The following is a 23,933-nucleotide window of genomic DNA, read 5'->3' on the forward strand; positions in this document are numbered from 1 at the left end:
CCCACGCAGACTGCTTGCAATTGCCTTGTCGACTTGACGAACTGCACCGGCAGCATGCGCCGCAAATGGTATTCATGCAGGGAAACGGCACATAACAACGATCCAGATGCCGTTTGCCAGCAGCTGATCATATTGATGCTGGAAAACCACACATAACAATTATCGAAACGTCGTTTACCAGCAGCAAGTTACATTCATGCTGAGAAACCGCATTCAAAAGCCACTAAGATGCCGTTTACCAGCACTTCGGAGAGACTTCGGATGTAATCATTGAGGGTTGGAATGATTAACGGTTTCGGCCTGCGAAATTCAAAACCACGCCGGCCATGGTTTCGGCGGCGTCGCGAATGCCGTAATCGTAGGCTTTGCGGCCCATGGCCTGCAAACGCTTACGGTCGGCAATCAACGCCGGGACATGCTGGCGCACCCAATCCGATGAGAAATCGTCATTGGCGACCATCAGCCCACCTCCGGCATCGACCACCGGCTGCGCGTTGAATCGCTGCTCGCCATTGCCGATAGGCAGGGGCACATAGACCGCGGGCATGCCGATGGCAGCCAGTTCGCTCACGGTTCCTGCACCGGAGCGGCAGATGACCAAATCGGCGGCGGCAAACGCCAGATCGATGCGTTCCAAGTATTCGGCGACATGATAATCCCCAAGACCAGCGTGGGCCGGGTCCAAATCGGTAAGAACCTGCTCTCCCGCAACGTCACGCACACGCCGACTCACCTCGGCGCTTTTCTTGCGTCCGGTGAGATGGATCACCTGCGTGACTTTCAAGAGCTCGGCGGCAGCACCGCTTACAGCTTCATTAAGGCTCACCGCTCCCAGAGAGCCTCCGGTGACGACCACCAGCGGACGCGATGGGTCGATGCCAAGCTGTGCGGCGGCAAGCTTGCGTGCAGACTCTCTGTCATCTTCCAGTTTTTGGCACAATTCCGCCATCACCGGCCGCAATGGAAGCCCGACACGCCGGATTTCGGCATTTCCATGCGCCTTGAGCCCGGTGTCTTCGTAAACAGTACCGATGAAATCGGCCCAACGGGCGCCCAGTTTGTTGGCCATGCCGGCACGGGCGTTCTGCTCGTGGATGACGATGGGCAGCCCCATGGAATGCGCGACAGCGTAGACGGGAGCCGAAACGTAACCGCCGAAGCCGACCACTACGTCGGCCTGACGACGTTCAAGAATCGCGCGTACCTTTTTCTGCTCCTGGTGCCAGCGACCCGGGAAACGCAGCGCCTGCATATTGGGGCGCCGTGGGAACGGCACCTTGGCAATGGTGTCAAGTTCGAAACCGGCTTGCGGCACCAAATTACGTTCCAGCCCGACGTCGGTGCCGACCACACTGATGGCGGCCTGCGGATCTTCGCGCTTGATCGCTGCAGCAACGCTCAACAACGGGTTGACATGCCCGGCCGTACCGCCTCCGGCCAATACGATATGTTTCATATGCTCTTTCCCTCGGCTTGCCTCAAAAACCTTGTTTTCAACATCTTCTAATAAGAATTATCCGACATCTTTCAGACACGTTGCGCCGCAATGTTGGCTTGAATCTGGGGCTGCTTCCTCATCATACTGGTAGCCACGCCTGCCGCGAGAAGACACATCACCAGGCTCGACCCGCCAGCCGAGACGAACGGCAACGGCACGCCCATCACGGGCAGCAGGCCGATGACGACCATGATGTTGACCAGCGCCTGGCCCACAATCCAGATGGCGATGCAGATGAGTACCCGCGAGGCGTATTTGTCGGGGGTCTGCAGGGCGATGACGAACATGCACCAGCCGAGAATGGCGAAAAGGACGATAACGGCTGCGGCACCGACGAACCCCGTTTCCTCGCCGATGATGGCGAAGATGAAATCGTTGTGGGCTTCGGGCAGATAGTTCCATTTTTCGCGCGAATTGCCAATGCCGACGCCGAAAAAACCACCGGAAGCCATGGCGTATTTTGCGTGCATCGATTGGTAACACTCCCCTTGCAAGGCCGAAGCCGGGCATGGACGATACGCTGCTGTAATACGAAGCATACGGTTCGGGCTGGTGACCACGAACAGCACGACCAGCGCCACCAGCACGAGGGCGGAAACAATCATCCATTTTGTCGGAAAACCACCGACGAGCATCGCCGTGACGCCGATGGCCACCAAGATCATCGCCGTGCCGAGATCGCCGCCAAGCATGACGGCACCAAGGCAGGCCAGGAAGATGAACACCATGGGCACATAGGCTTTCAGCCCTTCGAGCTTGTAGTGTTTCGCGGCCGATGCCACCGCCCAAGGCATCCACATGCACAGCGCGAGTTTCATGACCTCTGCCGGCTGCATGGTGAACTTGTCGGGAATGCCGATCCAGCCTTTGTTGCCGTTGACTTCAACGCCGAGCGGCGTCATGGTCAGCAGCTGAAGGAAAATCGAGAAAATCACGAACACGAACGAAAATCTGCGGTAGCTTTCGGAGTGGATGCGCATCGCCACGACACAGAACACAAAGCCGAGCACACAGTACACGCCTTGCAACAGCGCCTGTTTCCAAGGCGAAAGACCCAGAGCGATCATGGTCACCGAAGAAGCAGAAAAGACCATGACCACGCCGAAGCAGGTCAGGGCGATCACCGAAATGCGGAAGCCGTAATAGCACCAGAGAGGGTTTAGCAGAGCATGGATGCCGGTATAGTCATCGACTTTGAGCACGTCGGTTGCGCCAGTATCGTCCGGCTGGTCGGAAACGCCCACGGCTTTGGCTTTTTGGTAGATCATACTGAGGCGCGATTGCGGTTGTTTCCTATTATCGTTATCGCTGCTTCTGCTTCTACTTGCGCTTCCGCTTTTACCCCTACTTCCGCTTCGTGGGGCTATGCTTTCGCCTCGCGCGTTTCTGGATACGGCATTGCGGCCGGTACGCGGCTTGTTTCGTGCTTGCCTGCCCGACTTTTCGTCCCGATCGTATACGCGTCTAGCCATGCTTTTGCACCCAGTCATGGGCGGCATCGGCGAATTGCGAACCGCGGTCGGCATAGGAGACGAATTGGTCCATCGAAGCGCAGGCCGGCGCCATCAGCACCACGTCACCGCTTTCGGCATAGTTGCCGGCAGCCTCTACGGCCCGGGCCATGACGCCGGCTTTGTCGTTTGGATCGATCACTGTAAGCGGGATATCCGGGGCGCTGGCTTTGAATGCGTCGAGCATCGGCTGCTGGTCGACGCCGATGATGACCGCAGCCTTGATGGTTTTGGCCTGATTGGCGACGAGATCTTCGAAATGACCGCCTTTGGCGAGCCCTCCGGCAATCCAGACCACGGATTTGGGCTTGTAGCTGGAAAGCGAGGCGTGGGCGGCGTGGGCATTGGTCGCCTTGGAATCGTCGACGAAACGCACGATGCCGCCGTCCTGCAGGTGTGCGGTGGCGACGGTCTGGATACGATGGCCGCCGGGTGCGAAGGCGCGCAGCGCGTCGAGGCAATGGCCCGGGTCGGCACCCAAGCCCATCGCCAGAGCAAGTGCGGTGATGGAGTCGGCCAGCAAATGCGGGTAAACCGTCCCGTCCGGCTCGCACAGATGCGAGAATTCGGTCACTTTGGCCAGCGCATTCATATCGCCGGTCGGAGCTCCGGCCAAGCCGCTGGCGTCGACGATCCAGCCGTCGGATACGCCAATCTGCCCGGGTTCGGGGGCGTTGAGTGTGAAGCCAACCTTGCGGCATTCCGGGCCGGTTTGGGCTTCGTCGGCCAAAGCCGAAACCCGTGCATCGTCGGCGTTGAATACCAGCACGCGTCGAGCATTATGGAAGACTTTGGATTTGTCGGCTGCATAGTTGGCCATGCCACCGTGCCAGTCGAGGTGGTCGGCGGCGATATTGGTGATGGCCGCGCAATCAAGTTCAAGGGAATCGGTGAAATGCATCTGGAAACTGCTCAGTTCCACGCACAGCGCGTCGTGTTTCGGATCGACGGCAGCCAGGCTCACGGACTTGCCGATATTGCCGACGGCTGGGGCGTCCATGCCGCAATGGGTGAGCATGGCGGAGACCATCTGCGTGGTTGAGGTTTTGCCGTTGGTGCCGGTGATACCGACCCAAGGTGCCGGTTCATGTGAAGCGGAATGCTCGGCGGGAACCCGCAGCGCCCAAGCCAGTTCGACTTCGCTGACCACGGGAATGCTCCGACGCTGGGCTTCGAGAATAAACGGCGTGCGAGGGTTGAACACCGGGGAAGCCACCACGATATCGACAGTATCCCAATCGATATCGTCGAAGGAATGCAAGTCGGCTTCCGGCTTCTTCTCGTCGACGCTCAGCACACGACCTGCCCGGCTTTGTAACGCCTCAACGGCACCGCGCCCGGAAACCCCGAGACCGGCCACCAAGACGGTTTTACCGCTTACATCCAAACGCGATGAACCGTTTGCCGAACCGATACGATTAACCTGCGAAAATCCCGAATCCCCTGCATGCTGCATGCCAATCACCTTTCCTTGTCCTCTATCCTGTCGTCGCCGAACGCCGTAAGCATTCGCGCCCTAAAGCAACAGACCGGTATGCGAGGCCCAATCCGTATAGAAAATCATGAGGCCGATCAGCACGAACATGAATTCGATCATCCAGAAGCGGACGACGACCTTTTGCTCGCTCCAGCCCATCAACTCAAAGTGATGATGGATTGGCGCCATCTTGAAAACGCGCTTATGGGTGAGCTTGAAGCAGCCGACCTGGATGACATCGCTCATCGCTTCGATGACGTAGAGGCCGCCGATGATGACGGCGAGGAATTCGGTATGCGTGGCGATGGAAAGCGCGGCGAAAAGCCCGCCCAGAGCCAGCGAACCCGTGTCGCCCATGAAGATGGTGGCCGGGTTGGAGTTGTACCAGAGGAAACCGAAGCAGGCGACGGCGGCACAGGCGGCGATAATCGTCAGGTCAAGCGGATCAGAAACGGCGTAGGAATAGCCTACCTTCGGGCCACCCTTGACGTGGTAGCTCTCCCAGAACGCGATGAGGGTGTAGCCGGCCAGGGAAATCATCGAGGAACCGGTGGCAAGCCCGTCAAGCCCGTCGGTCAGGTTGACGGCATTGGTCCACGCGATCATCAGGAAATTGACCCAGATGACGAAGACGACGATGGCGACGGCCTTGCCTGCGAATTCAAAGCTGAAGAAAGGATGCTCGATGAAGCTCATGCCCGCCTGGGCCGAGGGAAATCCCGACTTGGTGGGAATCAGCAAAGCCAGCACGGCGTAGATGGTGGCGAAAACGAACTGGCCGAAGAACTTGCCGCCGACGCTCAACCCGGTGTTCTGCTTCTTGCGCACTTTGGCGAAATCGTCGATGAATCCGAGGCTGCCCATCGAGACCATCGCGAAAAGCACCAATACGGCCGACCACGAAACGGCCTGGCCACCGGTCAACCCGCGGTACACCGCTGAAGCACCCCAGCCGAGCAGTACGGCGAGAATAATGACGACGCCGCCCATGGTAGCCGTGCCACGCTTCAAGAGATGCGATTGCGGGCCGTCCTGACGGATGTACTGGCCATAGTGCAGCCGATGCACCACTCTGATCATGAGCGGTGTGCCAACCATCGTGACCACAAGCGAGACCACGATGCCGATGATGAGGGAAATCAATGTTTCGGCTCCACTTCTTTACGTTCCTGCTTTTGCGCGTGCGCCCAACGTTCGGCCAAGGTGGAAAGCCCGGAAATATGCGAACCTTTGAGCAGCACGACGGTATTTTCATGCCGGCGGGCGGCCTCGGCGACCAACCGCTCGGCCTGAACTGAACTATGTACCCATTGCACCACGACGGGGGTACGCGTTTGGCTCTCCGCCACGCCCTCGCTCGCGTTTCCCTCTTCCTGCTTCGCACCCTGTGCCAAGGCTTCGGCGAGCCGGTCGAAATGCTTGTCGGCTTCGTTGCCTACGGCGATGATCTCGTCGATACCGAGGGATGCGGCATAGGCACCGATCTGCCGGTGCAGTTTCAGTTCGTCGCCTCCCAGCTCGAGCATCGCACCCAGAACAGCGATACGGTAGGGTTTTGAGGTCTTTGCAGCGGCGTTATCTGCAGGTTGAGATTTGTCTAAAGAATTATTAGCAGGGTTTTCCGCAGCCTCCCAACGAGCCAAGCCGTCGAGCCCCGCCCGCATGGAATCGGGATTCGCGTTGAAGGAATCATCGATAAGTGTGAAATCGGCGTCTGGAAGTGAAACGGTGGAAACGGCCATGCGATGTGGGCTGATATGCTTCACCTCGCCGAGTCCGGAGGCGATATCGGTCAAGGGCATGCCAAAATAATCGGCGACTGTCGCTGCGGCAAGTGCATTCATGACGTTGTGAGCCCCGCCGATACCGAGATACACCGAGACGCGAGAACCGTTCGGGGCTACCATAGTGAAGCTCGGGCGGTCCAGCGCATCGACAGTGACATCGGTGGCACTCATCCGTGCGACGTCAGGCTTTGCACTGCCATCAAGTCCAAACCAGAGCACCTTGCCCGGTGCGAATTTCGTCATGGCCGCCACGTGTTCGTCGTCGGCATTGAGCACGGCGATACCGCCCGGCACCAAGCCCTGCACGATCTCGCTTTTGGCCTGCGCGATGCGCTCGACGGAACCGAATTCTCCCAGATGGGCGACACCGACTTTGAGCACGACGGCCAGGTCGGGAGGCACGATACGGGTCAGATTGGCAATTTCGCCGACATGGTTGGCTCCCATTTCAGCCACGAAAAAGCGGGTGCCTTCGCCCACTTTCAGCGCGGTCAGCGGCAGGCCGATGTCGTTGTTGAATGAACCAACGGGGGCGACCGTCTCGCCAAGCGAGGCCAGCAGCGAACGCAGCAGGTCCTTGGTGGTGGTCTTGCCGACCGAACCGGTGATGCCAATGACGGAAAAGGCCGAATCAAGCTGACGCCGACGCACAATATTATGGTGTGCCAAAAGCCCCAAAGCCACTATCGTGTCGGAAACCACGATTTGGGCGATATCGCCGGCCCCGTCCACAGCGTGGTCGACCAACGCGGCCACCGCACCTTTTGCTCCAACGGAAGCAACGAAATCATGCCCGTCCACGCGTTCGCCCTTGATGGCCACGAAAACCGACCCCGGCTTGATCTGCCGCGAATCGCTGAATGTGGAAGTGGCCACGGCCCCCTCCGGCATTTTGCGTCCGGAGCCTAAAACGATACGGCCATTCACGGCTTCGGCGATTTCCCCAATCGTCATCGGCATCATGCCGGGTCGGCAATCCGAAGCCCCGGTCCTCTTAACATTCAACGTATGCCACCTTTTTCGTCTTACTTCAATGTTGTTTGCAATATAAAACCGCAATCAACCCATGCTCAACGTATCATCCGCGATGCCTTCGAGCAAAGCCTTCATCGCAATTCCTTCGAGACGCGCAGGGCGTTGCGGATATTGCTGCGGCGCACCCCGGCGTCCAACGCCATCGCGATCGCCAACGAAAGCCTTCTCTGCCCCTGCAGACTGCCTGAAGCCGCGGTCTGACCGACCAGCCAGCTGGATTCATCGGAACAGGTGACCAAGCGCTTGCGTTCGTCGATCGAGAACCCGTAACGTTGCCGTGCCGATTTGAGCATATCCGCCGATTCCGCCTTGTCAAGGTTATCGATGGAGCCCAATACATCGACGTTGACGCCTTCGAGCGCGCCGGAGCGCAAAGTCTCGCTGTCAGCGGAAATCACCATCGCCGCCGCCCCATCCTCGGAACAGACGGAAAGCGTGTGCTGAACGTCGAGGATTCCCAAAGGATAAGTCATCTGAAGTTCGCGTTCCAGCGAGCTGGAACCCGCACGGCTCACGATGCCCACCGGGTTGCCGAGCATATGCAGGAAATCGGCCAGACGCACCACATCGGCCTGAATCTCCTCGTCATCATCGCCGCAGACCACGAATACCGCCATGGTATTGGCCGGCGTTCCGGCGATATCTGAGGCCAAAGCGCCCATCGTCTCAGGGTCGGGAGTTGCCAGCAAAGCCGGAACCCCCGCAGCTTGAGCGAGCGCAGAAAGGGACGGTGGCACCAACACCGCGTATGCGCCACGCGCCACGGCCACGGCAAGCAGCGAAGGATCGCCATCGGCTTTCAAAACGTAAAGGGCGCCGGGGCGCACGGAATCCGGGGTATCGGCAATCGAGGTGACCGTAACCCCGTCAGCGAACCTGGGCTCCAGATCAAAACCGTAGTGACTGGCGATATAGCCCAAGGTCACACGCCGCGAAATCGATTCGCTTACCACGCTCATGCTTCGACCTTTCCCATCGGAAACGCTGGACACATCGGAAACGCCAGCAGTGCTCGGAACGTTGCGGACGCTACAAGCGTTGGTAACACCGCAAGCGCCGGGCAGCCTTCAACCGCCGACGCCTTGCTTGGTTTCATGCGATTGTCACCGCTTGCCGTCATCGTCACCATGTCACAGGAATAGCATTGTTACGCGGCTGCGAGGCGGGGACTTCATACTTCTGCATAAGGAATTCACCGATTTGCCTGAACAACGCGCCGCTAGTGAGGCCGCCGTAGACGCCCTGCGGGTTGCGCATCACCACAGTGAGCACGAAACGCGGGTTGTCGGCGGGGAGGATGCCTGTGAAATCACTGATGATGCTGTCGAGCTTGCCGCTGGGGCCGGCCACCTGCGCAGTTCCGGACTTACCGGCGACCCGGTAACCAGCCACGCCGGTCGTCTTCGCGTATTCCTCGCCCGAAGACTCCATCGCGTTCATCAGCTGCGCGTTGACGTTGGCGTCCATGATGCGCGTGCCCTCGTCCATCGGCTGCTTGGTAACGTGGCCGTCGGCGTCGATCGTGGAATCGATGATGGTGGGCTTACGGTAGATACCGCCGTCGCCGATGGCGGCAATCGCGTTGGTCAATTGCACCACGTTGATGGCATAACCCTGGCCGAACAATATGGTGTCGCGGGTGCGCTTGTCCCATGCGTTGGGATTGGTCAGCGTGCCTCGCGACTCGCCTGGCAGGTTCAGCCCACTGGGCTGGCCGATGCCGAATTTGGTGAGCATGTCGTAACGGTCCTGGTCCTTGTAATCGTTGGAAGACATGACCATGCCGACGTTGGAGGACTGCTGGAGGATGCCGGCCAGTGTCCAATTGGAAAGCGGATGCGGGGAGACATCGGTGAAAATCTGGCCGTTTTTGTCGAGCCTGTCGGGAACCTGGAAATGATCCGTCATCTGGTGGATGCCATGCTGCATCAGTCCCGCCATCGAGAAGGTCTTGCCGATGGAACCGGGCTCGAAGGTCTCCGAGACCGCGCGGGAAACGCTCAATTTGGCTTGGTCGCTGCCGGCCTGAATTTCGTCGGAATCGTCAAGCGCGATGATCTGGTGGGTACGTATATCCTCCACGCAGGCTATCGCCCAGTCCGCCTTGTATTGGGCCTTGCCTTCGGTCAGCACTTTCTTGAGGTACCAATCGACGTCCGAATCGATGGTCAATTTGACATCGCTGCCGTTGCGCGCGGCCTTCGAATCGGTCAACGTACCGGGAATTTCGACGCCGTTGTTGCCCTGCTGGTAAATCTTGTAGCCGTCGGCACCCGCGAGCGCCGTGTTCTGGACCTGCTCCATGCCCGAAACGCCGTCGGCCTTGTCGTTGACGCCACCGAGGAAGGCGCCCATCAGCGTACCGTCGGAATAGACGCGGTTCTGCGAAAGCTCTCCATAGACAATGCCGCCTAAGCCGAGTTTATCGAGCTTGCGTTTGGCCGCAGGCTCCACGTCCTTTTTCAAGACCACGTAACGACCGGGACCGGCGAGTTTGCCTCCGAGCTCCATGGCGTCCATGCCAAGTATCGGCGCGGCCATCCTGGCCACACGAGCGGCGCCAACCACGCCGAGTGTCTTGCCGCCTTGCTTCTTGGTCTGCGTGCAGTTGTCGGTGATCTGTGTGCTGCAGATCGGATCGTATTCCTGCGCGGCCTTCGGGTCGCCGATGATCGTATAGCGCTCCACGCTTTGTGCGAGAACGGCTCCGTTGCTGTCAAGTATTTTGCCGCGCATGCCGTGGACGGGCACTTTGAGGGTGCGCCCCGCGGTGGCGGCCTCGGCCATCTCGCGGCCGTTGAGCAGCTGAAGGTTGGCCAATTGGCCGAAGCAGACCACGAACACGAGTGCGAGCACCGTGGCGATCACGGCGCAACGCGACAGAAACTGCTTGCTTTTGGTTGTGCTAACGGGTGAACGCATATCACTGGCCCTTATCCGTAGGTTGATAACCCTGAAGATCTATCGACAATGGGCCGGACTGCGGCACCATGCCCATCTTCTGGGCGCGGTCGGGAAGGCTTGCCTGCAGGCTGTCGAGCTGCGCCTGATCGTCTTCGACATCCTGGTTGAGCTTGTTGATGTTGGCCTGCACCTGCGCCTGTTCGAAGGAATTCTGCACCATTTGGGTGCGCAGCGCCAGCGAGCCGAGCAAGGCGGCGAAAAGGAAGAGAACGGCGATGATGACATGGACCACCGAAACGGTTTTGATACGGCCCAAGATGCCGAAAGCCGCGTTCTCGTTTTCCTTTTTCTCCTTGCCGCCGGCGACGACCTGAAGCCGGGGACGTGACGATGCCGCGCGGGTATCGTCTTCACGCCCGGCCGGAGCGACATGGGAACGAACCGATCGTGCTGTTGCGCTGCTCATCATCCCCTCCTTTTCTTCTGGTTGTCTTGATGGTTGCGTTTTTCTTGATAGTTACGTTTGTCATGCGAAAATTCGCCGCGCCTATCGGGACTATGCCCAGGGTTTCCTTTGGCATCCTGAGCAAATCGATGGCGCCAACGCTCCGGAAGCTCTCGCGAAAGCTCAACGCCACGCAATCTGACGGGGGCCGAACGCGGATTGTGCTCGATTTCGGCTTCATCGGCCTTGATCGCGCCACGGGTCAGTTCCTTGAAGAACGGCTGCGCATCTGCCGGGATTACCGGCAGGTCGGCCGGCGCGTCGACGTTAAGGCCTTGGGCCATGAACGTCTTGACCGTGCGGTCTTCGAGCGAATGATAGGATTCGACGACCAGTCTGCCGGAAAGGGCGAGCCGGTTGGCAATCTGCGGCAGCGTGCATTTGAGCTTGTCAAGTTCGCCGTTGACTTCGATGCGCAAGGCCTGGAAAACGCGCTTGGCGGGGTTGCCTTTTCCACGGTGGAATTTCGGCACCACTTGATCGACCAATTGATCCAGCTGGCGGGAGGTCTTGAGCGGTTCCTTTTCGCGCTCGCGGACGACCGCCCGGGCGATCGGCTTGGAGAAGCGCTCCTGACCGTACTCGCGGAAAATCCGGACGAGTTCGGCCTCGCTGTATTCCGCAAGAATCTGAGCGGCGTCGAAACTTTGGCTGGTATCCATACGCATGTCGAGCGGGGCATCATGGGAATAGGAGAACCCACGGTCGGTCTCGTCGATCTGCAGGCTGGAAAGCCCCAGATCCATGAAGGCGGCATCGACGCGTCTCAATCCGAGAGTTTCAAGCACATCGTCAAATTCGTCGAACGCGGCGTGAACCGGGGTGAACCGGGCGTCGAGCCCTTCTTCCTTCATACGTTGCGTGGCCATGGAAAGCGCTTCCTCGTCACGATCGATACCGATGAGGCGGGCCCGCGGGGCGGCTTTCAAAAACGCCGTCGCGTGACCGGCCAGGCCGAGGGTGCAATCGACCGCAACGGCACCTGGATGTTCAAGCGCAGGGGTGACCAACCGGACACACTCATCCAAGAGAACCGGGGTATGAATATTCGTCAGATCCGCCATCACCACTCCACCGCCGGCAACACATCATCGGCTATATCGGAATAGCCTTCCTCCTGAGCGGCGAGATAGGCATCCCAGGATTCCTTGTTCCAAATCTCGGCTCTGGTGCCCACGCCAATCACGACGATGTCGCTGCCCAGGCCCGCGTAACTGCGCAGGTTCTGCGGCACCAAAATGCGGCCCTGCTTGTCCGGCTCGCCTTCAACGGCACCGGAAAGGAAGACACGCAGGTAGCTTCTGGTGGCTTTGTTGCCCATCGAAGCGCGCTGGATTCGCGCTGCTATACGCCGGAATTCGGTCTGTGGAAGCAGATACACGCACTTTTCCTGGCCGCGCGCCATCACCATGCCTGCTCCGAGCTGGGTGCGCATTTTGGCCGGCAGGGCCATGCGTCCCTTCTGATCAATTTTCGGGGTGTAGGTGCCTAGCAGCAAAGGTTCCATTTGAGGCGTGTCCGCCGCAACGGCAACGTTTGCCATCGCGGGAATTTGCGTCGATGGGGTGCCAGAATCGGCAAAACCAGAAGCCGTTTCAGCGCTCACAGAAGGGTTGGCAGAACTTGAGGAATTACGGAACGGTTCGCCGTCAATGGATTTTGTATCGCGTCCCGCCATTCCGCCTCCCCCCTGTTAACGTTTGCCGACATTTGTAATAAGTCTTACAACTAGTTCACCACTTTACCCCACTAATCACCATTCTTCCCCACAGAAACGCAAAAAACACAATTTTTCCTTTAAAAAATTTTGTATTGCGACAATCGAGCCGTTTTTATATATCACCGGTAATTCAATTTCAACATTTTGCGATACGAAAAACGCAATCGGCAGAACGCTTTCGTAATACTTAAAATTTGTCGGACATCAAAACGACGCACATATCCGAGCAATGTCCAAATAATGAAAATTTTCATCAATCGGAACGGCATTTTCCAAGAGCACAATCGGGCCCAAAGAAATAGAGAGCACGGTCTAAGATTATTAATTCGAGTTTTCAAGCAACAAACACAGTCTGAACCGCCCAGATAAAGGGGAACGTATACATGTCGAGCTACTCCTCGCAAATCGACGAAGAACAGCACGCGGTCGATCGCGCTTACGGGCGGCTGGACTCTTTGCGTTCCCAGACACGCTCACGACTCGATGCGGTCCGCGCCGCGGGTGCCCACGGCTCCCCGACCATGCGCACCGAACGCGACTCCTTCGCCACCATGTACGAGGACAGGCTCACCCAGCTGCGCGGCGTCGAAGACAGGCTGGTTTTCGGGCGCATCGACAGCGACAAGGGCGAAAAACGTTACATCGGACGCATGGGACTTTCCAGCGAGAACCACGAGCCCATTCTTACCGACTGGCGGGCCGAGGCTGCACGGCCGTTCTACGAGGCGACACCATCGCATCACGGCGATATCGTCATGCGCCGGCATATCACGTTGAATTTCCGCAAGGTGGTCGGCATCGAGGACGAGGTGCTCGACGTCAATTCCGGGCAGGTGGGCGTCGCCCAGCAGGCCGGGACGCTGACCGGCGAAGGCGCACTGATTGCCTCACTCAACTCCAAGCGCACCGGCAAGATGACCGATATCGTGGCCACCATCCAAGGCGAGCAGGACCGCATCATCCGGGCCCCGATGGACCGCGCCATCGTGGTGCAGGGCGGACCGGGAACCGGAAAGACCGCAGTGGCGCTGCATCGCGCAGCTTATCTGCTCTATACCCACCGTCGCAGGCTTGAACGTTCCGGGGTGCTCGTGGTGGGGCCGAGCCCCGCTTTTCTGCGTTATATCAACCAAGTGCTGCCCTCGTTGGGTGAAACCGGCGTGGTCTCGCGCACCATCGGCGACCTCGTTCCGGGCTTCGCAGCGCAGAGGCTGGATTCGCCACGTGCCGCGCAGCTTAAGGGCGAAGCGCGCATGGCACACGCCGTCGCCAACGCCGTCGCCGCACGCGAACGTGTTTTGAAGCATCTACCGACGGTTCGCATCAACGGTATGGATGTGCCGATGCTCAAACGTGACGTAATACAGGCATTGGAAGATGCCAAACGCACGCATTCCCCACACAACAAGGCACGGGAAACTTTCGTTCGCAGCGTCTTGAGCGCGATGCGCAACCGATACGTCGAAAACCTTGATTACACGCCGGAACAGTCGGAAATCTCCGACGCGGCGATGCAGCTGAAAATGCACGACGAGATTCGCAAGGCCCTGAATCTCGCTTGGCTGCCCATGAACGCGCCATGGCTCATCGACCAGCTTTTCGCCAAGCCGGCGCAACTGCGTCGTTTCGCCCCATGGCTGTCCGATTCCGATATCAAGGCGCTGACACGGCCGAAGGGTTCGCCGCTTACCGTTTCCGATATCCCGCTGCTCGACGAGGCCATGGAGCTGCTCGGACCCGACCCAAAGGTCTCGGCCCGCGAAGCCGCCGCCAAAGCCAAGCGCGCCGAAGAGGAACAGTTCGCCAAGGACACGCTGGCACAGGCCGGCATCGGCTCCGGCATCGTCACTTCTTCAATGCTGGTCGACAACATCAATGGGCTTGACGCCGAGGCCGTGGCGCAAAAAGCCGGCGCCGACCGCGAATGGACCTACGGGCATATCGTCATCGACGAGGCTCAGGAACTCACCGCCATGGACTGGCGGATGCTCATGCGTCGCTGCCCGTCGCGTTCGTTCACCATTGTGGGCGACGTGGCACAGACTTCGGCGCTCGGAGGAACGCGACGCTGGGAAAAGACCATGGACCGTCTCTTCGGGCACGACGGCTGGGACTTGAAGGAACTGACGATCAACTATCGAAACCCTCAGGAGGTCTCGCAACTGGCCACCCGTTTCGCCGAAGACGAAGGGCTCTACGTTTCCACCACCAAGGGCGTGCGCACCATGGCCGATTCAGTGAAACGTGTAAATTTGAGCTCTGATAGCCAAGGTGGTTCAGCGGGCAGCCTTCTGCACGCCATCGGCGATGAGGCGATGGACTTGGTTCAACAGTTCATCTCCGATGATGGCACGGGACGTGTCGCCGTCATTGCTCCGGATTCGCTGAATACCGAGATTCGTCGGAATCTTTACCACCGTTTGACAGACGTTAAAGGCGAGGAAATCGCTTCGAAACTAATGGGAATCTCCGGGCAGGGCGAGCAAGCGAATGCAGACTCCCGTTTCACCGAATCACTCAGCGACGCGCCGTTAAGCGTCTGCGATACGCAAATGATCAAAGGCCTAGAATATGACGCGGTGGTTCTTGTGAAGCCGGGCGAAATCGCACAGGATGCCCCGTCCCGTCTCTCCGGCGCGGCCGATCTCTACGTGGCGCTGACACGCCCGACCCAGCGCCTGGTCATCGTCGAAACTCAAAGCGACAAACGTCTGTTGAGCATTTAATAGCAGAAAGACATAATCGGAACCGTAGTGAATTCCATTCAATCGTCATCGACCGAGTATCGAGCTGTCACGGCAAATCTGGTTGTTTGGAAAAATGACTCGCCGTAACTCAGGCACGCAACGATAGAAACCACTGAAATCGTCTGATTCCCATATTTGAGAACATTGGAATACGCAGAAATCTTGTTACTCTTTGAAAGCCCTATTTCCCCGTAGCTTCCTTATCGCGCTTGAGATCGTCAATGGCCTTCTGGAAATCGGCCAGACCATTGAAATTCTGATAGACGCTGGCAAAACGCAAGTAGGCCACTTCGTCAAGTTCACGCAATGGTTTCAAGATGGCCTTGCCGATATCTTCGGATTTGACCTGCGCCAAGCCTTGGCTGCGCAAATCCTCTTCGACCTGTTGCCCAAGTTGCTTCAGCGCATCTTCATCAATAGGCCTGCCTTGACACGCCTTGCGCACTCCGTTGACGACTTTCTTACGGTCGAACGGTTCCAGACTGCCGGAACGCTTGGTGACCAGAAGCATCGTCGTTTCAACCGTGGTGAACCTGCGGCCGCACTCAGGGCATTCGCGTCTGCGCCGGATGGAATGACCATCTTCACTGATACGCGTATCGACTACTTTAGTGTCATTATTCTGGCAAAAAGGACAATGCATACTGTCACCATATCCAGAGGGTGGGAGAACCGGTGTGTCTGCACTTTCACAAGTTTGACCTCAATTGTCTATTTTAATGCAGATTCAAAGCCATATTCTCATTAGACATATCAATTCTATCTACCTATCATTCGACGCGACTCGCCAATCTCGCGATGCAGAAAACAGAAAACGATAACCGCACACGGACTCAGGACTCTTCCGGCACCACAATTCTCTGACCCGGCTGCAGCTGAGCCGAATCCAGCTGGTTCAAATCCATGATTTCCTCGACCGTATCTCCAACGTTCTTGTTTTTCGGCGTAATCTGCTGGGCGTACGACCACAACGTATCGCCCGGACGAACCGTATAACTGACGACGTTGGCATCATCCGTGGCGGAATTGGCGACATGCGGGGCCAGGGCCTGCCATCCGAAGAACACGACGAAGGCCAACACAATCGCTGCGACAACCCTGTTGCGCGCGATGCGACGACGATTGGCGGCACTGCGAGTCTTGGAATCACTTGCTTTTTCACTCATCTCTGCACTCCTTCGAACATCTGTACTAACGAACGTTTGTTCTATATTGGCACACTTGTTCGAAAAAAGCAAGGTGAAATCGAACATCTGTTTGAAATTCCTGCGAAAATGGGTTATGCTGTAAGTCAAACGCCGAAAGGAACTATCGTGAGCACCCTCCCACCCATCCATAACCAGCATGGCAACTTCGCTCAGGCCACGCCGAACCAGCAGTTGACGGACCGGCAGCACAAAGTGTTGGATGCGGTGCGCAGCCACGTTTCCCGTTATGGTTTCGCGCCGTCATTCCGCGAGATCGGTGAGGAAGCGGGTCTCAAGAGCCCGTCTTCGGTCAAGCACCAGCTTGAGGTCCTTGAAGACAAGGGCTATATCAGAATGAACGCCAACAAAGGCCGTGCCATCGAGTTGGTGGAGAACGAGTCCAACATCGCCAATGGCAATCGCACCTCTACCGTGCTCCCGTTCAGCTCTGAGGATGAAACAGACGAGGCCATCGCCCAGTCGCACGATATCCCTCTGGTCGGCCGCATCGCCGCCGGCACGCCCATCACAGCCGAACAACACGTCGACGATGTGATGAGGCTGCCGGAACGGCTCACCGGCAACGGTAATCTTTTCATGCTTGAAGTCCACGGTGATTCGATGATCGACGCCGCCATCTGCGATGGCGATTTCGTGGTGGTTCGCGAGCAAGAGACGGCAGAAAACGGCGACATTGTTGCCGCGCTGCTCGACGGCGAGGCCACGGTCAAGACCTTTCAAAAAGACCATGGCCACGTCTGGCTGATGCCTCACAACCCGGCTTACTCCCCCATCGACGGTACCTATGCCAAGGTGATGGGCAAGGTCGTCACCGTCCTGCGCAAGATCTGAGCCAAATTCTTCTTCAACCAAAATGCCGGTATCGGGGTTAATCCGCATACCGGCATTTTGATTTGCGCAATCACTCTTGCCAACGCAGTACATCGAGCCTCGGCATCGGCTAGACATGAGGTTCTACATCAATGCTCTATGACAAGAGCACAACGTCAACAAAAGACAGCTTGATTTACCAGGCCTCACTCCCCACGTTTCAACATCGAATCAGCGATGAATCTTCTCGCTCTGCAGCTGGCTGAAGCCTTGCGGCTCCAGCTGGAAAGTGGTGTGGGGAATCGAAACAGAGAAATGGTCGGTCAGACAGGTGTGCAGCTGGTGGAGGATATCGGCGCCCTGGGCCATCGTCAGGCCCGGCTCCACCACGACATGAGCGGTCAGAATCGGCATGCCGGTGGCCACCGTGGAGGCGTGCACATCGTGAACGTCGACGACATGGTCGACGCTTTTCATGTGCTTGCGTACCTCGTCCAGATCAAGACCTTCGGGCGTCTCCTCAAGCAATACTTTGACGGCGTTCTTCATCAAAACGAACGCACGCGGGACGATAAGCAACGCGATAACCGCTCCGGCGACGGCATCGAAACCATGCCAACCGGTGGTCATGATGACGACGGCCGAAACGACGACGGTGAACGATCCGAGGGCATCGTTCATGGTCTCCAGGAAGGCGGCGCGCATGTTCATGTTGTCTTTATGCTGGCCGGAAAGCACGAGCACTGAAATCACATTGAACACCAAGCCAAGAATGCCGAAACCGAGCAACATGCCGACGCTCTGCACCTCGTCGCCGGAAACACCGGCCAGGCGCAGTACCGCCTCGACCAGCGCGTAAATGCCGACTGCCATCAAAATCAGCGCGCCAAGACCGGCGGTAATCGGCTCGAGTCGGGCCCAGCCCCAGGTCCGTTCCTTGTTCGGCCGGCGGCGCATCAACACAGCCGTAATCGTCGAAGCAGTGAGCACTGCGACATCGGTGAGCATATGGGCGCAATCGACCAGAAGTGCCAACGAGCCGGTGATGACGGCACCGATGACCTCGACCACGAAAATCGTCAGGGTAAGGCCCAGCGTCACCATAAGTCTGGTCTGATGCTCCTTCGTCTTGCCCTGACTATCCGCCGATTGCGTCCCCTTGCCTGTCCGTGTGCTTGTCTCTTGCCCTTGCGAAGCCATATCCTCTCCTGCCGTAACTCATCGTCCATGACAAGCCAGGAACCCGATATTCCTGAGCCTTGTCGATTGACGCAAATGCACTTTTCGTGTGCCGAAAACGTCACGCCACTGGTGACACTATACGCGTCAAAACCTCAGCGGGAGTTGGGTTTTACGACTCAGAGCCGAAGAACAAACAGGTCGCACAATATTGTGCATTTCGTATTGCTTTGACACTAAAACCGACAATCTTTTTCATTGTCAAGAATCGAGCGACAGTCAGCCAAGAAACCGTCAACAATCGGTTGTATTGACTGATAGAATCATTGCCACATCAACAACGTTCCAGCACCGAATTCTTTAAAACCTGTTGTATGCCAACGATTCTCGTTATTGCAACAAGAGCATCGCGCAGCTCAACGTAATGAACGAAAGCACCGTGCTCAAGAATTGAGTCGAAGCCATCTCCGACTCGTGGATGCCGTAATCGATGGCGAGGTTCGTCGGCAGCGTGGCGGTGGGGATGGCCATGGTGATCACGACGATGCGCGTCAGCTCGCTCGGCATGCCGGTGGCGACCATCAGCACCCAGATGATGGCGGGATAGACGATGTTCTTGAGGCCTACGGTCAACCAGACGTGCGGGTTGAAGGAAATCTTGCGGGTCACGAGCACGATGCCGGTGGCGAACATAGCCACGCCTCCTGCGGTCTTGCCGAGCACCGTGAACGTCGGTTCGAGAACACTGGGCATCGAGAAGCCACAGATCGAAAGGATAAAGCCAAGGAAAGCCGCCAGCACCAACGGTTTGGTGAGCCCTTTCACCAGGCGTTTGCCTACGGAAATCTTCGGCCCGCCCTCTTTGTTGACGTCCGCAGCGAGCGCTTCGAAAACGAACGGGACCAGAACCACGTTGATGATGAGGCTGGCGATGCCGATGTCGATGGCGCTGATGGTCTCATCGAAGAAGAGCGGAAGCACCGCGGAACCAATGAACGGAATGGACGGGTCGGCCACCGAAAGCGCACGCAGCGAGGAAAGCCCGCTTTGGTTTTTGACGATCTTCCAATAAATGAAATACAGCAGGAAATAGGAGACGAGCATCGCGCCGAGCATCCATAAGGCCAGCGGAATATCCTCGACGATCAGTTTGCGTTTGGTGGCCCAGATACCACCGAAAACGTGCATGGGCAGCGCATAGTTCATCACGAATTTGATGAGCCGGCTGCTGTCGGTACTATCGAAATCGCCGCGTTTGGCGGCAAAGGCGCCGAGCAGCATGGTGACCAGTATCGGCAACAACGCAAATATGACAGTCTTCAGCATAAATTATTTCTCCATCTCGCCCACGCTCTCTCCCCTTTTCGGCGTCCATGCGAGCATCGTTAATCGCGACATGTCAGGCAGACGTTCTTTGCGTGAGTTATGGATACTATACACAACCGATATTTTCCGGGCGTTTCACGTCTCAATGAACGGACAACGGCCTTCGCGTTTTTGACCTTCCAACACGACGTATGCCGCTTCTACCTCGATAAAGGCAGAAGCGGCATACGTAATATATCGAGCAGCGGATTATCGTTCAGTGCCAATCGATAACGACGAATTCAACTGTCAAAATCCGCGATTATCCGTTTCAAGCAAACAACCTCCGAACGGCCATTCGAAAACGGCATGTCCGAAAACATCAACGCTGCAAAGGCAATCAGAAGCCGAACTTCGCAACCGTTTCCTTGAGCGTATCAGCCGAACGGCGCAGCTGCGCAAGCTCGTGGTCGGAAAGCGGAGTGTTGATGTGGGAGTTGACGCCGGAACGGTTGACCAGCGTAGGCACGGACATGCAGATGTCGGAGATGCCGTGGAAGTCCTGTAGCAGCGAGGAGACCGGCAGCACGCGGTTCGAATCGTTGAGGACCGCGTCGATGATGTCAACGCCGGACATGGCGATGGCGAAGTTCGTGGCGCCCTTGCCGTTGATGATGCGGTAGGCAGCGTTCTTGACTTCCTGATGGATTTCCTCGCGCTTGGCGGCGTCGAGCGGCTCGTGGCCTGGCAATGCTTTCCAGTCGCACATGGTGACGCCACCGATGGTGGCGGAGGCCCACAGCGGTACTTCCGAATCGCCGTGTTCACCGGCGATATAAGCGTGCACGTTCTTGACGTTGACGCCGGTCTGCTGACCGATGAGGAAACGCAGGCGGGCGGTGTCGAGGTTGGTGCCCGAGCCGAAAATCTGGTTGGCCGGCAGGCCGGAGAGCTTCAGCATCACGTAAGTGACGATGTCGACCGGGTTGGTGATGAGCATGTAAATGGCGTTCGGAGCCACCTTGATGACGCCCGGGACAATGGACTTCATCATCTTGACGGTCGCGTTGGCGAGGTCGAGCCTGGTCTGGCCCGGCTTCTGGCGCGCACCTGCGGTAATGACGACCATGTCGGCGTCACGGCAGATCTCCACGTCGTCTGAACCGTCGATGGAGACGGAGGGATAGAAGCTGGAACCGTGCTGCATATCGAGGACTTCGGCCTCGACACGCTCCTTGTTGATGTCTTCGAGCACGATGTCGCGGGCGACGCCACGCTGAGCGGCGGCGAAGGCGAGCGTTGAGCCGACGGCACCGGCTCCGATGATGGCAAGCTTGGTCGGTTTAATCGAATTGGACATATGATTGAACCCTTTCAAAATAAGTGTTTTCAAGAGGCGCGATGACCGGCGGGTACGTTGCGTCCATTCGTTCGGACCTCTTTCACACAGTTATGCGAGCATGCCGAACACCGCCGTATAGCAGCGCCATGCATCTCGTCATTGTGATTGCCGCAAACCTTGACCGGCACACTCCAACCGCGAATAATCGCAAGCTTGCGGCGCCGACGGTTTCCGCTCTGCCGAAGTTCAATCGGCAACAAAACGGAATTTGTGGCTTGCTTTATTTTAGCAGATGGCATACATAATTTGAAATTCGTCACAGTTGCGATTTTGTCTCATTTACCGGCATATTTGCGAGCATCAAACATGGGAATTGAGTCTGACTTGTCTACCGCCATTGCCTTCTTGAAGCGTTACCATCGCAAGACTTTTGTATTGTCTTAAAGTCAAATAGCATACGTAACTGTTTAGTCGACCGCCTGATCCATCAACTGCGCGGCCAAACGCGAATCGACATCTGCCTGCAGCGCGACACCGTCGGCCCGGTAATCCTCTTTTTCCACCTTGCCGTACTCTCGCACACGGGAGAGCAAAGAACCGGCTTCGTCGGTATACGGCAACAGCGCTTCAACATGGACTTGCGGGACGGGAAGCGACTTTTCGACCGTCGCTCGCAGATCATCCAGTCCGCTTTCGTCGGCAGCTGAAACGATAAGCGCGTCCGGGCGGATGTTGTGCAGACGATCGAGCGTGCCTTGGTCGACCTGATCGGCCTTGTTGAAGGCAAGAATACGAGGAATATCTGAGGCGCCGTCGATGCCGGCGAGCACGTCATTGACCGCCTCGATCTGGGCGAACGGGTCGGTGGTGGAGGCGTCGACGACGTGCAGGATGACGTCGGCCTCGCCAATTTCCTCAAGTGTGGACTTGAATGCCTCGACCAGCTGGGTGGGCAGGCGGCGCACAAATCCGACGGTATCGACGTAAGCGTAGAGACGTCCATCGTCGGCTTTGGCACGACGAACCGCGGTATCGAGGGTGGCGAACAACGCGTTGCCGACCAGCTCGCCGGAATTGGTCAGGCGGTTGACCAGCGAGGATTTGCCGGCGTTGGTGTAGCCGACCACAGCCACCGTAGGCAAGCCATAACGATGGCGGGAACCGCGCTTAACGGCACGGGCCGGGGCCATGGCACGAATCTGCTTTTTGAGCCTTGCGATGCGGGTGCGAATGACACGACGGTCCATCTCGATCTGCGTCTCGCCCGGGCCACGGGAGCCGATGCCGCCGTTGACACCTGCGGCCTGACCGCCAGCCTGACGGGACAGCGAACCACCCCAACCACGAAGACGCGGAAGCATGTATTCCAGCTGCGCCAATTCCACCTGCGCCTTGCCCTCGCGGCTGGTGGCATGTTGGGCAAAGATGTCGAGGATGACGGCAGTGCGATCGACCACCTTGACCTTGGTGGCATCCTCGAGCGCACGACGCTGGCTGGGAGCCAAGTCGCCGTCGACGATGATGGTATCGGCTTCGCACTGTGCGACGATGCCGGCGATCTCCTTGGCTTTGCCTCGACCGACGTACGTGGCGGCGTCGGGCTTCAGACGATGTTGCAAGACGCCGTCGCAGACCACGGCACCGGCGGTGTGCGCGAGCGCCGCGAGTTCTCGCAGAGATTCCTCAGCCTGCTCGATGGTGGTGTCGACGTTCGACCACACCCCCACCAGCACGACCCGTTCGAGGCGAACCTTGCGGTATTCGACGTCCGTCTCGTCCTGCATCTCGCCCAGACCGGTAACGTGCTTGAGCTCATTGCGCGACTCGCGCTCGCTCCATTCCTCAGCCCCCGGAGCACGGCCATCGCTCTGCTCCTGCAAGATGTCGGACTTGCGCCCCAAGACCTCATTTTGCTCACGCTGATCGTCGCGTTCGACTTTACGCCCGTCGTTTGTCGCCAATAAATCAACCTTCCGATAGTCAACACATCTGTCTGGTCTCAAGCATATTCGGTGAGGTGAACTCGTTTCACTGTTCCGGTATGCCACTAATATTGGAAACCTATTATTGCGGCAAGGCTAGAAGCGGAAAATGAAATATACGGGGTACAATGAGCGAAACAGCGGGAAAGCAACAAGATAAAACGGACACAGAGCACCAACAACATGTGGAACAGTATTTTTCGGCGCAACCAGGGTCACGCGACGTGCGGCGAAACTTGCACGTTTCCTTGCGCGGACATGACGTGGACGTCGAAGTTTCCAACGGGGTGTTTTCGGGTCATCGGCTGGATCTGGGCACTTCTGTGTTGCTACGGCACGCGCCACAAGCACCGGAAAATGGGACTTTCCTTGATATCGGATGCGGATGGGGACCCATTGCGCTGGCTCTTGGGTTGGAATCCCCTAAGGCTGATATTTGGGCACTGGATGTCAACGAACGCGCACTGGAACTGACGAAGACCAATGCCGAAAAACTGGGGCTTGGCGAACATATCCACGCCGTAAAAGCTACGGAAATCCCGGCAAATTTGACCTTTGACCTCATCTGGTCAAACCCTCCGATCCGCGTGGGTAAGGACGAGCTGCATACGCTATTGATGGCTTGGCTTCCCCGGCTTACAGCAGGCGGATACGCCTATTTGGTCGTACAGAAAAACCTTGGCAGCGACTCGCTGATCAAGTGGCTTTCGGCGCAGCTCGGCGACGATTTCGCCGTGACTAAATACGCGAGTTCCAAGGGTTACCGCGTCATCGAAGCCCATCGGTTAGGCAACGAAACCATAGAGTAAACCAAGCAATATAACGAAAAATATAGAGACCACAACCAATAGCCGCGGCTGAGAAGACGCCGAAGGTAAAACCCTACGAAAATATGCATGACGTTCGATAAAGTTTTACGCTGT

19 protein-coding genes are annotated in these 23,933 nt (G+C 57.6%); 3 read left to right on the plus strand and 16 right to left on the minus strand.

All coding sequences use genetic code 11. From position 1 onward, the window contains the following. Positions 1 to 286: 286 nt before the first annotated feature. The 10 genes from OZX62_RS07105 to mraZ all read right to left on the minus strand — a co-directional run bounded on the left by OZX62_RS07105 (position 287) and on the right by mraZ (position 12,260). Positions 287 to 1,456: a UDP-N-acetylglucosamine--N-acetylmuramyl-(pentapeptide) pyrophosphoryl-undecaprenol N-acetylglucosamine transferase gene (locus tag OZX62_RS07105; RefSeq protein WP_277175518.1), complete on the minus strand. Its 1,170-nt coding sequence runs from the start codon at positions 1,454 to 1,456 to the stop codon at positions 287 to 289. 71 nt (positions 1,457 to 1,527) lie between these two features. Further along, positions 1,528 to 2,766, minus strand: coding sequence for a putative lipid II flippase FtsW (ftsW, locus tag OZX62_RS07110; protein ID WP_277175519.1), 1,239 nt, complete (start codon positions 2,764 to 2,766; stop codon positions 1,528 to 1,530). 196 nt (positions 2,767 to 2,962) lie between these two features. Then, positions 2,963 to 4,396, minus strand: coding sequence for a UDP-N-acetylmuramoyl-L-alanine--D-glutamate ligase (gene murD / locus OZX62_RS07115; protein ID WP_277177066.1), 1,434 nt, complete (start codon positions 4,394 to 4,396; stop codon positions 2,963 to 2,965). A gap of 129 nt (positions 4,397 to 4,525) precedes the next feature. Then, positions 4,526 to 5,629: a phospho-N-acetylmuramoyl-pentapeptide-transferase gene (gene mraY / locus OZX62_RS07120; RefSeq protein ID WP_277175520.1), complete on the minus strand. Its 1,104-nt coding sequence runs from the start codon at positions 5,627 to 5,629 to the stop codon at positions 4,526 to 4,528. Beyond that, positions 5,626 to 7,236: a UDP-N-acetylmuramoyl-tripeptide--D-alanyl-D-alanine ligase gene (gene murF, locus OZX62_RS07125; protein ID WP_277177067.1), complete on the minus strand. Its 1,611-nt coding sequence runs from the start codon at positions 7,234 to 7,236 to the stop codon at positions 5,626 to 5,628. The genes mraY and murF overlap by 4 nt, the downstream gene beginning before the upstream one ends. A gap of 143 nt (positions 7,237 to 7,379) precedes the next feature. Next, positions 7,380 to 8,267, minus strand: a complete 888-nt coding sequence (locus OZX62_RS07130) for a UDP-N-acetylmuramyl peptide synthase (protein WP_277175521.1) — start codon at positions 8,265 to 8,267, stop codon at positions 7,380 to 7,382. 163 nt (positions 8,268 to 8,430) lie between these two features. Beyond that, complete coding sequence (locus OZX62_RS07135; protein WP_277175522.1) at positions 8,431 to 10,230, minus strand: penicillin-binding protein 2; 1,800 nt, start codon at positions 10,228 to 10,230, stop codon at positions 8,431 to 8,433. Position 10,231: 1 nt separating this feature from the next. Further along, the gene (locus tag OZX62_RS07140; RefSeq protein ID WP_277175523.1) at positions 10,232 to 10,678 is read right to left on the minus strand and encodes a hypothetical protein; all 447 of its coding nucleotides are present in this window, start codon (positions 10,676 to 10,678) and stop codon (positions 10,232 to 10,234) included. Next, entirely contained in the window at positions 10,678 to 11,781 is a 1,104-nt protein-coding gene (rsmH, locus tag OZX62_RS07145) for a 16S rRNA (cytosine(1402)-N(4))-methyltransferase RsmH (RefSeq protein ID WP_277175524.1), read from the minus strand. The genes OZX62_RS07140 and rsmH overlap by 1 nt, the downstream gene beginning before the upstream one ends. Then, entirely contained in the window at positions 11,781 to 12,260 is a 480-nt protein-coding gene (mraZ, locus tag OZX62_RS07150) for a division/cell wall cluster transcriptional repressor MraZ (RefSeq protein WP_277177068.1), read from the minus strand. The genes rsmH and mraZ overlap by 1 nt, the downstream gene beginning before the upstream one ends. A gap of 560 nt (positions 12,261 to 12,820) precedes the next feature. Between mraZ and OZX62_RS07155 the strand changes: the two genes are divergently transcribed. Further along, positions 12,821 to 15,163, plus strand: coding sequence for an AAA family ATPase (locus OZX62_RS07155; RefSeq protein WP_277175525.1), 2,343 nt, complete (start codon positions 12,821 to 12,823; stop codon positions 15,161 to 15,163). 202 nt (positions 15,164 to 15,365) lie between these two features. On the opposite strand, the gene nrdR is transcribed toward OZX62_RS07155, so the two are convergent. Together nrdR and OZX62_RS07165 are read right to left on the minus strand one after the other, a co-directional pair. Next, entirely contained in the window at positions 15,366 to 15,827 is a 462-nt protein-coding gene (nrdR, locus tag OZX62_RS07160) for a transcriptional regulator NrdR (protein ID WP_277175526.1), read from the minus strand. A gap of 190 nt (positions 15,828 to 16,017) precedes the next feature. After that, a complete protein-coding gene (locus tag OZX62_RS07165; protein WP_277175527.1) occupies positions 16,018 to 16,350 on the minus strand; it encodes a LysM peptidoglycan-binding domain-containing protein in 333 nt (110 codons plus the stop codon). Positions 16,351 to 16,515: 165 nt separating this feature from the next. Here OZX62_RS07165 and lexA point away from each other — a divergent pair, with 165 nt between their 5' ends. Beyond that, a complete protein-coding gene (gene lexA / locus OZX62_RS07170) occupies positions 16,516 to 17,223 on the plus strand; it encodes a transcriptional repressor LexA (protein WP_277177069.1) in 708 nt (235 codons plus the stop codon). A 210-nt stretch (positions 17,224 to 17,433) separates the two neighbouring features. Here lexA and OZX62_RS07175 read toward each other — a convergent pair whose 3' ends face one another. From OZX62_RS07175 to hflX, 4 genes are all read right to left on the minus strand, one after another. Then, positions 17,434 to 18,306 carry a cation diffusion facilitator family transporter gene (locus OZX62_RS07175; RefSeq protein WP_277177070.1) on the minus strand — a complete coding sequence of 291 codons (873 nt, stop codon included), beginning with the start codon at positions 18,304 to 18,306 and terminating at the stop codon, positions 17,434 to 17,436. Positions 18,307 to 18,771: 465 nt separating this feature from the next. After that, on the minus strand, positions 18,772 to 19,707 hold the full coding sequence (locus OZX62_RS07180) for an AEC family transporter (protein WP_277175528.1): 936 nt from the start codon (positions 19,705 to 19,707) through the stop codon (positions 18,772 to 18,774). 379 nt (positions 19,708 to 20,086) lie between these two features. Then, positions 20,087 to 21,046: an L-lactate dehydrogenase gene (locus OZX62_RS07185; RefSeq protein WP_277175529.1), complete on the minus strand. Its 960-nt coding sequence runs from the start codon at positions 21,044 to 21,046 to the stop codon at positions 20,087 to 20,089. Positions 21,047 to 21,495: 449 nt separating this feature from the next. After that, on the minus strand, positions 21,496 to 22,989 hold the full coding sequence (gene hflX / locus OZX62_RS07190; RefSeq protein WP_277175530.1) for a GTPase HflX: 1,494 nt from the start codon (positions 22,987 to 22,989) through the stop codon (positions 21,496 to 21,498). 149 nt (positions 22,990 to 23,138) lie between these two features. Between hflX and OZX62_RS07195 the strand changes: the two genes are divergently transcribed. Beyond that, on the plus strand, positions 23,139 to 23,819 hold the full coding sequence (locus OZX62_RS07195; protein WP_277175531.1) for a methyltransferase: 681 nt from the start codon (positions 23,139 to 23,141) through the stop codon (positions 23,817 to 23,819). Positions 23,820 to 23,933 lie beyond the last annotated feature (114 nt).

This window comes from Bifidobacterium sp. ESL0690 (assembly GCF_029392315.1).
GTDB lineage: Bacteria > Actinomycetota > Actinomycetes > Actinomycetales > Bifidobacteriaceae > Bifidobacterium.

Coding starts and splice junctions, on each gene's coding strand:
- OZX62_RS07105 (WP_277175518.1), bottom strand. CDS start 1,456: ATGAAACATATCGTATTGGCCGGAGGCGGTACGGCCGGGCATGTCAAC.
- ftsW (WP_277175519.1), bottom strand. CDS start 2,766: ATGATCTACCAAAAAGCCAAAGCCGTGGGCGTTTCCGACCAGCCGGAC.
- murF (WP_277177067.1), bottom strand. CDS start 7,236: ATGATGCCGATGACGATTGGGGAAATCGCCGAAGCCGTGAATGGCCGT.
- OZX62_RS07130 (WP_277175521.1), bottom strand. CDS start 8,267: ATGAGCGTGGTAAGCGAATCGATTTCGCGGCGTGTGACCTTGGGCTAT.
- OZX62_RS07135 (WP_277175522.1), bottom strand. CDS start 10,230: ATGCGTTCACCCGTTAGCACAACCAAAAGCAAGCAGTTTCTGTCGCGT.
- OZX62_RS07140 (WP_277175523.1), bottom strand. CDS start 10,678: ATGAGCAGCGCAACAGCACGATCGGTTCGTTCCCATGTCGCTCCGGCC.
- rsmH (WP_277175524.1), bottom strand. CDS start 11,781: ATGGCGGATCTGACGAATATTCATACCCCGGTTCTCTTGGATGAGTGT.
- mraZ (WP_277177068.1), bottom strand. CDS start 12,260: ATGGCAAACGTTGCCGTTGCGGCGGACACGCCTCAAATGGAACCTTTG.
- OZX62_RS07155 (WP_277175525.1), top strand. CDS start 12,821: ATGTCGAGCTACTCCTCGCAAATCGACGAAGAACAGCACGCGGTCGAT.
- nrdR (WP_277175526.1), bottom strand. CDS start 15,827: ATGCATTGTCCTTTTTGCCAGAATAATGACACTAAAGTAGTCGATACG.
- OZX62_RS07165 (WP_277175527.1), bottom strand. CDS start 16,350: ATGAGTGAAAAAGCAAGTGATTCCAAGACTCGCAGTGCCGCCAATCGT.
- OZX62_RS07175 (WP_277177070.1), bottom strand. CDS start 18,306: ATGGTGACGCTGGGCCTTACCCTGACGATTTTCGTGGTCGAGGTCATC.
- OZX62_RS07180 (WP_277175528.1), bottom strand. CDS start 19,707: ATGCTGAAGACTGTCATATTTGCGTTGTTGCCGATACTGGTCACCATG.
- OZX62_RS07185 (WP_277175529.1), bottom strand. CDS start 21,046: ATGTCCAATTCGATTAAACCGACCAAGCTTGCCATCATCGGAGCCGGT.
- OZX62_RS07195 (WP_277175531.1), top strand. CDS start 23,139: ATGAGCGAAACAGCGGGAAAGCAACAAGATAAAACGGACACAGAGCAC.